Source organism: Veillonella parvula, assembly GCF_002005185.1.
Taxonomy (GTDB): Bacteria; Bacillota; Negativicutes; order Veillonellales; family Veillonellaceae; genus Veillonella; species Veillonella parvula_M.
The window spans coordinates 1,760,279-1,774,058 of the sequence record NZ_CP019721.1; the positions used below are offsets into that span (position 1 = coordinate 1,760,279).

General features: G+C 38.6%; 9 protein-coding genes. All 9 read right to left on the reverse strand.

Translation table 11 applies throughout. From position 1 onward, the window contains the following. Positions 1-40: 40 nt before the first annotated feature. On the reverse strand, positions 41-457 hold the full coding sequence (locus tag B1A77_RS08140) for a transcriptional regulator (RefSeq protein WP_077708459.1): 417 nt from the start codon (positions 455-457) through the stop codon (positions 41-43). Positions 458-623: 166 nt separating this feature from the next. Then, on the reverse strand, positions 624-2,072 hold the full coding sequence (gene gatB / locus B1A77_RS08145; RefSeq protein WP_004695962.1) for an Asp-tRNA(Asn)/Glu-tRNA(Gln) amidotransferase subunit GatB: 1,449 nt from the start codon (positions 2,070-2,072) through the stop codon (positions 624-626). After that, positions 2,069-3,529, reverse strand: a complete 1,461-nt coding sequence (gene gatA, locus B1A77_RS08150; protein ID WP_077708460.1) for an Asp-tRNA(Asn)/Glu-tRNA(Gln) amidotransferase subunit GatA — start codon at positions 3,527-3,529, stop codon at positions 2,069-2,071. Before gatA ends, gatB begins: the two co-directional genes overlap by 4 nt. A gap of 11 nt (positions 3,530-3,540) precedes the next feature. Beyond that, entirely contained in the window at positions 3,541-3,831 is a 291-nt protein-coding gene (gatC, locus tag B1A77_RS08155) for an Asp-tRNA(Asn)/Glu-tRNA(Gln) amidotransferase subunit GatC (RefSeq protein ID WP_004696952.1), read from the reverse strand. 74 nt (positions 3,832-3,905) lie between these two features. Beyond that, on the reverse strand, positions 3,906-5,909 hold the full coding sequence (ligA, locus tag B1A77_RS08160) for an NAD-dependent DNA ligase LigA (RefSeq protein WP_077708461.1): 2,004 nt from the start codon (positions 5,907-5,909) through the stop codon (positions 3,906-3,908). Positions 5,910-5,990: 81 nt separating this feature from the next. Next, positions 5,991-8,180, reverse strand: coding sequence for a DNA helicase PcrA (gene pcrA, locus B1A77_RS08165; protein WP_077708462.1), 2,190 nt, complete (start codon positions 8,178-8,180; stop codon positions 5,991-5,993). 103 nt (positions 8,181-8,283) lie between these two features. Continuing rightward, entirely contained in the window at positions 8,284-9,225 is a 942-nt protein-coding gene (locus B1A77_RS08170; protein WP_077708463.1) for a manganese-dependent inorganic pyrophosphatase, read from the reverse strand. 155 nt (positions 9,226-9,380) lie between these two features. Further along, the gene (locus B1A77_RS08175) at positions 9,381-12,563 is read right to left on the reverse strand and encodes an efflux RND transporter permease subunit (protein ID WP_077708464.1); all 3,183 of its coding nucleotides are present in this window, start codon (positions 12,561-12,563) and stop codon (positions 9,381-9,383) included. 14 nt (positions 12,564-12,577) lie between these two features. After that, positions 12,578-13,705, reverse strand: coding sequence for an efflux RND transporter periplasmic adaptor subunit (locus B1A77_RS08180; RefSeq protein ID WP_077708465.1), 1,128 nt, complete (start codon positions 13,703-13,705; stop codon positions 12,578-12,580). Between the last annotated feature and the right edge of the window lie 75 nt (positions 13,706-13,780).

Consider the following 13,780-nt stretch of genomic DNA (forward strand, 5'->3'; position numbering starts at 1 on the left):
GGCTCAGCCACCGTCTAGTCATAATATATGTATTATACCATTAAAAGAGACTAAATATAATAGAAATAATAGCACCCACTAAAATAACAACAGTTGCGACAGTGAGAATGATGCTGCCAAAGAATACAACAGCAGCCAAAATAATCCCTAAAACAATGAACAATATAATTCGACTAAGCCAGCTTGTACTATTAAAGCTATACACCTTAACTTTCGGTTCATATTGATTGTTTTCATCGTAATATTGTTGCTCGTCATTGATATTGGTTGGCGTTGAATCTACATGGACGGAATCGCCTACCTCTTCAATAGTTACACCATCAAATTCTCGTCTCTCATCATCGGATAATACGCGTGTATTAGGTTCACCAGAATAGGTACTGCGACTATAAGTATCATCTGATTGACTATTTCTATATGTATTTTGATTATTGTTTATATTGTGTTGATCATTCATATGTATTTCCTTTATATGAACAAATACTAATTGATTTTATACAATTTATTATACCATATTTTACCATCATAATGGCAAATAGAAATCCCTTCAAATATAAACTCATATATCTGAAGGGATTGTATTTTTATATATTGATTAATATTAATATATGCTTACACGTAGATTAGTCATTTAGGAATTTTTTAAGTAATTCATTTACCATACCAGGATTAGCTCGGCCTTTGGATTCCTTCATAACTTGACCAACTAAGAAGCCTATAGCCTTACCATTACCACTCTTGAAGTCTGCCACTGGTTGTGGGTTATTAGCAATAACTTGCTTAACTATTTCTTCAATGGCACCAGTATCTGTAATTTGAACTAAACCTTCCTCTTTTACAATAGTATCAGCATCCTTGCCGGATTCCCACATGGATACGATAACTTTTTTCGCGATTTTACCGGAAATTGTACCTTTGTCGATTAGGGCAATCATACCAGCCAAGTTTTCAGGACTTACCTTGGATTCAGCAAATGTTAAACCGCTTTCATTAATCATCTTGGACAAGTCACCAAGCATCCAGTTGGCCACAGTTTTAGGATCTGCACCTGCTTTTACAGTAGCATCTAAGAAGTCCGCTGTTTTACGGGATACAGTAAGAATAGTTGCATCTTCACGAGACAAGCCATATTCAGATACAAAACGTTCAATCTTAGCATCTTGTAATTCTGGCAGTGCACGACGTACTTCTTCGATTTTTTCATCTGTAATTACGATTGGTACCAAATCTGGTTCTGGGAAGTAACGGTAATCGTTTTCTTCGTCTTTTTTACGCATCCCAAGCGTGATACCTTGTGCATCATCCCAAGTACGTGTTTCTTGATCTACTTTGCCGCCAGCTTCGATTAACTTAGCTTGACGCAACGCTTCATATTCAACAACTTTTTGAATTGCAGTTAAAGAGTTAACATTTTTAGTTTCTGTACGTGTACCAAATTCTGTAGTGCCACGTAAACGTACGGATACGTTACAGTCACCACGCAAAGAACCTTCTTCCATACGACCGTCAGATACTTCTAAATATTGTAAAATAGAACGTAATTTTTCAACGTATGCTCTCGCTTCTGCACCGGAACGAATATCTGGTTCAGATACGATTTCAAGAAGAGGTACACCCGTACGATTGTAGTCAACATTAGAAGATTTGGAGTCGGAAATAGTGTTGCCACTATGGACGAGTTTGCCTGCATCTTCTTCCATATGAATACGGGTAATACCAATGCGTTTAGTTTCACCATTAACCTCAATATCTAAATGACCATTTAGGCAAATTGGCAAATCATATTGAGATGTTTGATAGTTTTTAGGCAGATCAGGATAATAGTAGTTTTTACGGTCAAATTTGTTAAAGTTAAGGATTTCACAATTCAATGCTAAACCTACTTTAATAGCAAATTCTACTACTTGTTTATTTAACACAGGCATTGCACCAGGTAAGCCAAGGCACACTGGGCATACATGTGTATTTTGATCACCGCCGAATTCAGTGGTACAACCACAGAAGATTTTAGACTTAGTCTTAAGCTCTGTATGAACCTCTAAACCAACGACTGTTTCGTATTTACTACTCATAGAGAAACCTCCCCAGTTGGTGCTACTAATTGACAGTCTGGACGTGCTTGTTCAAATGTGAAAGCGGCACGTAACAATGTTTCTTCACCCATAGCAGGGCCAAGCAATTGTAAGCCGATTGGCAAATTACTGCTGCTCATACCTGCTGGAATGCTAATACCTGGAATACCTGCAAGGTTTGCTGGTACTGTACAGATATCTTCTAAGTACATTGCCAATGGATCATTTGCTTTTTCACCAAATTTATAAGACGTATTAGGTGCAGTTGGTGTTAAGATCAAATCCACTTTGGAGAATGCTTCATCAAATTCATTTTTAATGAGGCGGCGAACTTTTAATGCTTTCAAATAGTAAGCATCATAGTAACCAGCACTCAATACATATGTACCTAACAAGATACGACGTTGTACTTCTGGACCAAAGCCTTCTGTACGAGTTTTAGTAGACATTTCTACTAAATTATCCGCCGGTACGCGCATACCATAGCTTACACCGTCATAACGAGCCAAGTTAGAGCTTGCCTCTGCTAATGCGATGATATAATACGCAGATAATGCATATTTAGAGTTAGGCAAGGAAACCTCAACGATTTCAGCACCTAATTTTTTATACGTTTCGATGGCCTCTTCCATAGCTTTGCGAACTTCGCTATTAAGACCTTCGCCAAAGAATTCTTTTGGCACACCGATTTTAAGATTTTGTACATCATTTACAAGAGCTGTAGTGTAATCTACACGAGCACCTGGAATGGATGTGGAGTCTTTCGCATCATGACCAGAGATGGCATTTAATACTAAAGCAGCATCTGTTACATCACGAGTAATAGGTCCAATTTGGTCCAAAGAGGATGCGAAGGCGATTAAACCATAACGAGATACATTACCGTATGTTGGTTTTAAGCCTACAACGCCACAGAAGGACGCTGGTTGACGAATAGACCCACCAGTATCGGAGCCAAGAGCCCAAATAGCAGACCCGCTGGATACAGCTGCTGCACTACCGCCAGAAGAACCACCTGGTACGCAATCAGCATTCCAAGGATTAGATGTTTTAGCTAATGCAGAGTTCTCTGTAGAGCCACCCATAGCAAATTCATCCATATTAAGTTTACCAAGGCTAATATAATGATTGTTTTGTAAACGTTCAATAACTGACGCATTGTATGGAGGCACAAAGTTTTCCAACATTTTAGATGCACATGTTGCAGGTTCATCTTTAATACAAATATTATCTTTAATTGCACCAGGAATACCTGCCAATGGGGAAATAGCATCACCTTTAGCAATTGCTTCATCTACAAGCTTAGCTGTAGCCAAAGCACGATCATGAGAATCGGATAAGTACGCATGTACAGTCGGTTCCACTTTCGCTTTATGTGCAATAACAGCATTCGTCAATTCAACAGCGCTGATTTCTTTATTCACTAGTTTCTTGTGTAATTCATGAATTGTTGCCACAGCGAAACCTCCTATTCTTGTACAACGCGAGGTACTTTAAAGTACCCATCCTCTGCTTCTGGAGCATTGGATAAAGCTAAATCATGATCAAGGGATGGTTTTGTTTCATCCTCTCTAAATACATTGTGCAATGGTACTGCATGAGCCATAGGCTCCACACCATCAAGTTCTAATGCATCTAGTTCAGCAACATAAGTCAAGATGTCGGACAACTCTTTTTCTACATGTGCCATATGTTCTTCCTTAACTTCCAAGCGTGAAAGTAAGGCGATTTTTTTAATTTCCTCTTGGCTGATTTTCATCGAGACACATCCTTTCATAATTATTTATTATAAAGCAAATAATATATATTTTCAAAATATTGTAGAATGTATGATTATTGGATTTCTCCCAGTTCGCGTAGGAGTTCTACAAACTCTTCTTCATTCATAACACGAATACCCAATTCATTTGCTTTAGTAAGTTTACTACCACTGTCTTCGCCAGCAATAACAAGGGTTGTTTTCTTAGAAACAGAACCTGTAACCTTAGCCCCATGAGCTTCAAGAATCTTACCAGCTTCACTGCGACCCATAATTTCAAGTTTACCTGTGAGAACGACGATTTCGCCTTCCATTTGGTTGCCTGCTGCTTCAACAACATCTACAGTCATCTTAAGTCCAGCTTCTGTTAAGCCTTCAATGATTTCTACATGAGCAGGATCTTGACGGTATTCAACAATACTATCTGCCATTGTAGGACCAATCTCTTCTACTGCAACGAGTTCTTCCTTAGTAATAGTCATGAATCGTTCCATAGATTTTACAACACTTGCAATTGTTCCGGCTGCCTTAGATCCAATTAGTCGAATACCAAGACCATATAGTACACGATCTAATCCGCGAGATTTAGAATCTGCGATAGCTTTTACCAAATTCTCAGCAGACTTCTTACCCATTCGGTCCATGGTAACTAGTTGTTCGACCGTTAAATGATATAAATCAACAACATTGGTGATTAATTTGTTATTGATTAGGTTTTCTACAATACTAGGCCCGAGACCATCAATATTCATAGCATCGCGAGATGCAAAATGGATAATTTGTTCCTTTTCAATGGCAGGACAATGTTTATTGGTACAACGAACAGCGGCTTCACCTTCACGTCGGACTGCAGGAAATTCGCATACAGGACATGTATTAGGAATTGTAAAAGGCACTTCAGAACCAGTTCGTTTTTCAGGAACTACGCGAATAACCTCTGGAATGATCTCGGCTGCCTTGTGAATGATGACATGGTCACCAATGCGAATATCTTTTTCATTGATGAAGTCTTGATTATGTAATGTAACACGACTTACATTTGTACCGGATACGAATACAGATTCCAATTCACCAGTTGGAGTAAGAACACCTGTACGTCCTACATTGATAGTAATATCCTTAAGAACGGTTTCTACCTCTTCTGGTGGATATTTGTAAGCTGTAGCCCACTTAGGATCCTTCGCAGTACTGCCAAGTACCTCTTGGTCATCGAAACTATTAACCTTAATTACCATACCGTCTGTATCGTATGGCAACTCATGGCGCTTTTCACCCCAATAATTAATAGCCTCTATGACTTCGTCAATTGTTTTGCATACGCGGTAATGAGGATTTACAGAAAACTTGAACGTTTCTAGACTTTGGAGCAATTCCTCTTGGCTATGAATATTAGCTCCCACTTCAGAACCGATTGCATAGGCAAAGAATGCTAAATTACGACTAGCCGTAATGGCAGGATCTTGTTGACGCAAAGAACCAGCTGCTGCATTACGAGGATTTACGAAGGTAGGTAAGCCCTCTTCATCACGTTCTTCATTTATACGTTTAAATTCACTATGAGGCATATATGCTTCACCGCGAACCTCGATAAATTCTGGCGCATCCTCTAGATATAAAGGAATGGATTTAATAGTACGCACATTAGCAGTTACGTCTTCACCAACGCGACCATCACCACGTGTTACGGCACGTACAAACATGCCGTTCTCATAGTGCAAATTAACAGCTAAACCATCGATTTTAAGTTCTACCACATAAGCAGAAGGCTTATGACCTAATTCCTTCTCTACACGACTAGCAAATGCACGTACTTCATCAGCACTAAATACATTAGATAAGCTCAACATAGGGCGGCCATGGACGACCTTTTCAAAGGAACCTTCTACCTTCATGCCTACCCGTTGTGTTGGCGATGATGGCACAATATATTCAGGATGAGCTGTTTCCAAATCAACAAGCTCACGATATTTTTTATCATATTCAAAGTCACTCATTGTAGGAGCATCTTTTACGTAGTATAAATACTGCGCATGAGTTAGCTCTTGTTGTAACTCTTTAATTCTATCTTTCGGATTCATATTACATCCCTTTTATAGTGCAGTAACACTCTATACGTTCCTTACAAGTAAGGTAGAGAGGTTAACTGCCATACACAAATTTTATCCCTTCTTAACAGGTGCAAATTTTGCCATTACTACACGTACACCTTGTGTGGGGAATTCAATTGTCAGCTTCATACCAGCCCCTTCGCCGGCAACATTGATGACTTTACCATTGCCCCACTTGCTATGAATAGCCGTATCGCCAATATTCCAATCAGCAATCACTTCATTGCGAACGATTGGCTTTGTAACTGGTCGGCTTGTAACACTCATATGTTGCGGTACATGACGCTTAATATCATCAGGTACTTTACGCTTAGCACGCAAACCATCTACTAACTCTTCTGGAATTTCATCGATAAAACGAGATGGTAAATAGCTGCTAGTGCGTCCAAATACGGTACGCGTAGTGGCATTAGAAATATATAATTCCTTTTCAGCACGAGTAATACCTACATAAGCAAGGCGGCGTTCCTCTTCAATTTCCTCAGGGTTCATCAAGGTGCGACTATGAGGGAATAAACCTTCCTCCAAGCCACCTAAGAATACAATAGGGAATTCCAAACCTTTCGCAGCATGTAATGTCATCAATGTAACTTTAGACTCTTCTTGCTCGAAAGAATCAACATCATTTACAAGTGCTACTTGTTCCAAGAAGTCTTCCACTGTACCAGTTGGATTTGTATCTTGGAAGTCTTTAGCTACAGATAAAAGTTCACCGATATTCTCAGCGCGAGCCTGATCTTGTGGATCTGTACTCTCTTCTAATTGTGCCAAGTAACCGGTTCTATCGAGAATAGATTCTAAGATATCAAGTACCGTTTTATCTTCCATTTCAGCTACGAGAGTAAAGATAAGGATACCAAATTCCTCTAACTTTTCCTTTGTCTTACCTTTAATCGTATCTACTAGATGCAACTGTGTTAATGTCATAAACAAGGACGTGCCATTTGCGCGAGCATAATCTTGTAGTTTTGCCACTGTAGTAGCACCAATACTACGCTTAGGTACATTGATGATGCGCAATAAACTCAAATCATCGAATGGATTATATAACACGCGTAAGTAAGCTAAAACGTCCTTAATTTCTTTACGATCATAGAACTTCGTGCCCCCTACCATCGTATATGGCAGAGCCCGTTTAATCAGCGCTTCTTCAAGTACACGAGATTGAGCATTTGTACGGTACAAAATAGCCATATCACCATAAGGCACACCATGAATATCGTGCTTTTTAGCGATAGTATCGCCGATGAAAGCAGCTTCTTCATGTTCAGACTGAGCCGTAAAATGCTGAATTTTAGCCCCTTCTGTCTTATCTGTCCATAAATTTTTCTTAGGACGGCCTTCATTATTTTCAATTACCGCATTGGCTGCATCAAGAATAATCTTTGTAGAACGATAGTTTTGTTCCAACTTGATGGATGTACAGTTCGGATAATCCTTTTCAAAGTCCAAGATATTTTGAATATCTGCGCCACGCCATGCGTAAATACTTTGATCAGCATCACCTACAACGGCAATATTTTTCCAATGAGAGGCTAATAATTTAGCCAATAAATATTGAGCATGGTTCGTATCTTGATATTCGTCGATCATAACATAACGAAAACGTTTGCTATATTTATCTAACACAGCCTCATTGGACTGTAATAATTTAACAGCTACCAATAAAAGATCATCAAAATCTAGAGCATTATTCTTACGCAATTCCCGTTCATAATACTCATATACATCAGCAACCTTTTCTTGGTAAAAGTCTCTTGCTTGCTTTCTAAAATCTGAGGCAAATAACAATTTATTTTTTGCATCAGATATGGCACCAATCATAGCACCTACCGGATAGTATTTATCGTCGAGGTTTAATGCTTTTAAAGCAGCCTTAATAACAGCTTGAGAGTCAGATGTATCGTAGATTGTAAAGTTACTGTTATAACCTAAGAAGTTATCTAATTCAAAACGCAAGAATTTCGCACAGAAGCTATGAAATGTGCTGAGCCAAATGCGATTGGCTACATCACCAACAAGACCTTCTACACGGCTTTTCATCTCCTTAGCCGCTTTGTTGGTAAATGTAATCGCCAAGATTTCATATGGATTAACACCTTGAGCTAATAAATGTGCAATGCGAACGGTTAACACCTTTGTTTTACCAGATCCAGCACCAGCTAAAATCAATAAAGGGCCTTCCGTATGTTGAACGGCTTGTTGCTGCTCTTTATTTAAACCTGTTAGTAATGAATTCATCGGAACACCCCTATCGCCCTTACAAATACTATAGTTTGATAATCATATAAATAGAGAAGAAGAACGTTGCAAGCAACGTTCTTTATCTTTGTATACTACTATACTATTTCATAGCACCAAGAATTGGTGGTACGATTTGTTTTTTACGAGACATAGTATTTGGCAAGAATACACCATTGTCTTTAACTTCTTTTTCGAATGCTTTTGTTACTACAGCCTCAACATCACCACTGAATAGCAATGTAGTGCTTTCATCAAGAATATTTGTAACCATAATGTAAGATGCATCGTAGTTGTTAGCACTGCGAAGAGCTTCTAAAGCCGCTACAAGTTCCCCTTGTTTAGCCAATACATCTGTTGTATCCATAACAGAAATTTGGCCGATAGAAATTGTTTTACCTGCTTCAGAAAATTCTTTCATATCAGTACGAACAATATCATCATTAGTCAAATCAGAAATGTCTGCACCAGCTTTTAACATATCAAGGCCATAAGATTCGATGTCAACACCAGCGATTTCAGCTAATTTATGAGCCATTTCTTTATCTGTTTCTGTGCATGTTGGAGAACGGAATAATACAGTATCAGAAATGATAGCAGATAACATCAAACCAGCAATACCTTTAGGAATTTCTTGATTGTTTTCTATGTATAATTTAGTAATGATTGTATTAGAGCAACCTACTGGTTCTAAACGCATGAATACAGGACCATCAGTTTCGAAATCACCAATGCGGTGATGATCCACAACACCGCACATATTCATAGACTTGTAACCGTCAATGATTTGTTTAGATTCATTGTGGTCTGTTAGGTATAAGTTGCCACCTTCTGGAGCAAATTCTTCCCAGTTCTTAACGATTTGTGGATGTTCAAAACCAAAATGGTTCAAAATGTATGTTGTTTCTTTGTTCGCTTCACCTGCACATACTGGAGTTGCTGGTGTACCCATTTGAGTTAACAAATTAGCAAAAGAAATAGCAGAACAAATGGAATCTGTATCAGGGCTTTTATGACCTGCTACATATGTTTTTACTTCACTCATAATATACCTCTTTTATATTAATTTCACACTTAATATCGACTTACGTCAATCCGATTTTTAACTCTATTATTATATCATAAATTATATAAAAAAACACGCCACTACTAAGTAGTGGCGTGTTTTTATCATTCTACAAAATTATCTAATGTAGATGATTAGTCGTGATTTTTTTTGCGGTTTGTCAATAAACCAGGCCCAAGTGTTTCAATGATGATAAACAACATTGGAATGATAAAGATACCAAACAATGTTGCTGTTGTCATCCCTGCTACTACTGTAATACCCATAGTTGTTCTAGCACCAGAACCAGCACCAGAAGACAATGCCAATGGCAATACACCAAGGATAAACGCAAAGGATGTCATCAAGATTGGACGTAAACGAATTTTTGCAGCTTCGATAGCGGCATCAACAACGTTCATACCACGTTCGTCTACACGAATCTTAGCGTACTCGATGATTAAGATCGCATTTTTTGCGGCCAAACCAACAAGGGTCAAAAGACCGATTTGCATATAAATATCGTTAGCTAAGGAATATCTACCTGTAAAATTCAACAAGAATGGAACTAAAGAAGCTCCAATCATACCAGATGGTACAGAGAACAATACGGCAAATGGAACCTTCCAAGATTCATACAAAGCAGCCAAGATTAAGAATACAAATACTAGACCTAAACCAAGAATCATGATGGTTTGAGAACCAGCTTTCAATTCTTCACGAGATTGACCTGCCCAGTCATATGTATAACCAGCTGGTAACGTTTTAGCTGCCGCCTCTTTCAATGCATTAATAGCATCACCAGAGGAGTAACCACGTGCTTGAGAACCGCCGATTTGTACAGCCATAGCATTATCAAAACGTGTAATACTAGATGGCATACCAGTTTGTTCCTTCGTAATATAGTTAGAAACTGGAACCATAAGGCCCTTACTATTACGAACAGCTAACATATTAAGCTGATCTGCATTTTGACGATAAGCGTCTTCAGCTTGAACTACTACTTTGTAGTTTTTACCATATGTAGTAAAGTCATTGACTTGAATACTACCATAGAAACCTTGTAATGTAGTAAAAATATCTGCTAATGCCACACCATCTTGGGCCGCTTTTTCGCGGTTTACATCAAATTGTAAGGATGGTGTAGATGTATCGAAGGTAGTGTAAACAGATTGAATGGCAGGGCTCTTACGAGCTTCTGCTAAGAATTCATTAGCACGTTCCGCCATAACTTGTGGGCTATCACCAGCTTTGTTGATGATGTACATGCTAAAACCACCAGTAGTACCAAGACCAGGAATAGATGGTGGATTCAATGCAATAACTGTAGCTTCAGGAACACCTTGTGCAGCAAAGCCAAATGTTTGACCAATCATAGCATTAATGGATGTAGCTTGTGTTGTACGATACTTCCAGTCAGACATGGTTGCAAAAATTACACCAGCACTAGATTTTTGACCGCCACCTAAAAGGTCAAAGCCTGCTACAGTAAATACTTCTTGGAATAATTGTTCATCCTTAGGCTTTTCAGGATCATTTTTACCTTCCAAGAAAGATGCGATTTTTTCAAGTGTAGCCATAGTACGTTCTGATGTAGCACCAGGTGGCTCATTAACAGCAATCATGTAGTAACCACTATCCTCTGCAGGTACAAAGGATGTTGGTAAGAAGTGGAATACTAAACCTGTACCACCAGCAAAGATTAATAATGCAATAACAGTTAAGCTCAAACGATGGCTTAAACGAGCCAATTGGATACCATACCAATTGCTAAAACGCTCTAAAGCTGCATTAAATTTGTTTAACTGACGATGTACCCAGTCTTCACGTTCTTTTGGTGTGTGAGGTTTTAACATCGTAGCACATAGGGCTGGTGTCAAAACAAGAGCGACAATCGCAGAAATAACAACAGATACAGCGATTGTTAAAGCAAACTGTTTGTAAAGGATACCTGTCATACCACCCATGAAGGCAACCGGTACGAATACCGCTACCAATACAAAGGCGATACCAATTACAGGGCCTTGTACATTTTCCATCGCTTTAATAGCCGCCTCTTTAGGAGACAAACCATTATATTGTAATTCGTACTCTACCGCTTCTACTACTACGATAGCATCGTCAACTACGAGGCCGATAGCCAATACCATGGCAAATAGAGTTAATGTATTGATGGAGAAATCTAATAATACGAATGCCCCAAATGTACCAAGCAAAGATACTGGCACAGCAATCATCGGGATAATTGTAGAGCGCCAAGATTGTAAGAATACATATACTACAAAAAGAACGAGTAGCAATGCTTCTACAAAGGTATGCTCTACCTCATTAATTGAAGCACTTACGAATTTTGTATTATCTACAACTACGTTATATTGCATATCTGGTGGGAAGGATTTAGATTGTTCATCCAACACCTTCTTAACATTAGCAATTGTTTCTAATGCATTCGCATCATTTTGAAGAGAAATAGCAAAACCTGCTACCTCTTTATGAGCGGACTTAGCAATAAAGTCATAGCCTTTAGCTCCAATTTGAATGCGTGCAACATCCTTTAAATGTAACACCTTACCATTGGAACTTTTAATAGCAATGTTACCAAATTGTTCAGGTGTCACAAGACGACCTTCAATTTTGATAGGATATTGGAATGCTTGTTCCCCATTAGTAGGATTTTGACCTACTGTACCTGCTGCAGCCTGTAAGTTTTGACCCTTAATAGCTGCCGTTACTTCAGAAATAGTAACACCAAGGTTTTGCATTTTGGCAGGATCTAACCAAATGCGCATAGCATAGTCAGAACCGAACTCTTGTACAGAACCTACACCCTTAATGGCTTTAATAGCATCCATCATATAGTTGGTACTATAGTTCTTTAAGAATGTAGAATCATAAGTACCATCAGGTGAGTTCAAGGAAAATACCATAGCCATATCACCAGAAGATTTAGTAGTTGTAACACCAACTGCTTGTACCTCTGCAGGTAATTGAGCAAGTGCTGCTTGTACACGGTTTTGTGTATTAACCGTATCCATATCGGCATCTGTGCCTTGATTGAACTGAACAGTCAAAGAGTAACTACCATTACTAGAGCTACTAGATGTCATATAGTCCATATCTTGTACGCCTACGATTTGTGTTTCAATAACACTGGCTACCGTATCATTAACAACTTGAGCCGTTGCACCTGTATAGGCAGTGTTTACACGAACTGTAGGTGGAGAAATTTGTGGATATCGAGCTATCGGAAGGTTCATCATAGAAATGAGACCTACCAAGGTAATAACAATGGCTATTACAATGGCAAAGATAGGTCGATTAATAAAGAATTTCGACACGATCTAGCCCCCTTCTATTTTGTAGTTTTTAATTGTTCTTTTGAAAGCAATTTAGCATTAACCTTCACACCGTTTTTAACCTTAGTTAAGCCATCAACGATGATTGTGTCTCCAGGTGCTAAACCGGCTTTAATAATTGTATCGCTACCACTTGTACCGCCAACTTCAACACTTTTTTGTTCTACTACACCATCAGCATTTACAACATAGATAAAGTTTTTATCCATGATTTGAAGAATGGCACGACTAGGAACAAGAATAGCATCTTTAAGTTTTTGACCAGGAGAAATCACTGTAGCAAACATATTTGGCAACAACAAATGATCAGGATTTGGGAAAGATGCTTTCAACACAAGCTTACCTGTTGATTGATCAAGACTTTTTGCGGCTTGAACAATAGAACCCGGTTGATTATACGTTTCGCCATCAGCAAGTTTTAATTGAATATTTGGACCATTGGAATCATCGCCAGTTGGATTTTTCATGAAGTCAAGATATTCTTGCTCTGTCATACTAAATTCAACAAAGATAGGATCGATAGAATCAATAGTTACTAATGTTGTAGAACCTGCTTGTACAAATGTCCCCATATCGATATCATCCATACGTAATGTACCAGAATATGGTGCATATACCATTGTATCGCCATAGTTATCTTGAGCAATTTTTACGGATGCTTGGTATGCTTCATAAGCTGCCTTAGCTTGTTCTACAGTACTGCGTTGTGTATCTACACGTTGTTGCGCAATAGCATCTTGTTGAGCTAATGTTTCATAACGATTAAGGTCTACTTCAGCATTTTTATAGTTTGCATTAGCTTGAGCTGCTTGTGCTTCTGCATTAGCAAGAGTAGCTTCGTATTGACGAGAATCGATACGATATAATGGCTGGCCAGCTACAACTTGCTCCCCGCCTTTAACAAATTTTTCAACTACGTAACCAGTTACACGAGCATGTACAGCTACAGAGTTTTCTGCAACTACCGTACCAGCATAGGTTTGGTTTACCTGTGCATCACTTGCAGTAATTTTGTATGCATTGACACTCACGTCACCTGCTTGCTGTTGATTACTGCCACAACCAGCAACCATTACAGCGGATACAACGAGAGCCGCTAACATACGGGAATAACGGAACTTCATTATCTGTACTCCTTTACACGAAACTAATCATCTATGTGTCATAATTACATAAATTTCTTTATATATTTTACAGGA

Bases quoted from the DNA above. Each gene is read 5' to 3' on its own strand.
- B1A77_RS08140 (WP_077708459.1), bottom strand. From the start codon at position 457: ATGAATGATCAACACAATATAAACAATAATCAAAATACATATAGAAAT.
- gatB (WP_004695962.1), bottom strand. From the start codon at position 2,072: ATGAGTAGTAAATACGAAACAGTCGTTGGTTTAGAGGTTCATACAGAG.
- gatC (WP_004696952.1), bottom strand. From the start codon at position 3,831: ATGAAAATCAGCCAAGAGGAAATTAAAAAAATCGCCTTACTTTCACGC.
- ligA (WP_077708461.1), bottom strand. From the start codon at position 5,909: ATGAATCCGAAAGATAGAATTAAAGAGTTACAACAAGAGCTAACTCAT.
- pcrA (WP_077708462.1), bottom strand. From the start codon at position 8,180: ATGAATTCATTACTAACAGGTTTAAATAAAGAGCAGCAACAAGCCGTT.
- B1A77_RS08170 (WP_077708463.1), bottom strand. From the start codon at position 9,225: ATGAGTGAAGTAAAAACATATGTAGCAGGTCATAAAAGCCCTGATACA.
- B1A77_RS08180 (WP_077708465.1), bottom strand. From the start codon at position 13,705: ATGAAGTTCCGTTATTCCCGTATGTTAGCGGCTCTCGTTGTATCCGCT.